The sequence below is a fragment of the Candidatus Pantoea multigeneris genome (assembly GCF_011752615.1).
Lineage (GTDB): Bacteria > Pseudomonadota > Gammaproteobacteria > Enterobacterales > Enterobacteriaceae > Pantoea > Pantoea multigeneris.
In genome coordinates, this window is the sequence record NZ_VWXF01000046.1 from 1 (window position 1) to 255 (window position 255).

The 255-nt window shown below is 52.5% G+C and carries 1 rRNA gene; it reads left to right on the forward strand.

From position 1 onward, the window contains the following. Positions 1 to 172 precede the first annotated feature (172 nt). Positions 173 to 255: ribosomal RNA gene (rrf, locus tag F3J40_RS24690) — 5S ribosomal RNA — on the forward strand; the annotation flags it as partial.

Below are 255 nucleotides of genomic sequence, written 5' to 3' on the forward strand. Positions count from 1 at the left end.
GGATGTGTAAGTGCAGCGATGCATTGAGCTAACCGGTACTAATGACCCGTGAGGCTTAACCTTACAACGCCAGAGGCGTTTTTGAGAAGACGCAGTAGATTTTCAGCTTTGTTCGAACGGATTGGTTCGCGTGGTTACGGAAGTAAGGTAACGGCGTGAATAACAGAATTTGCCTGGCGGCTTTAGCGCGGTGGTCCCACCTGACCCCATGCCGAACTCAGAAGTGAAACGCCGTAGCGCCGATGGTAGTGTGGG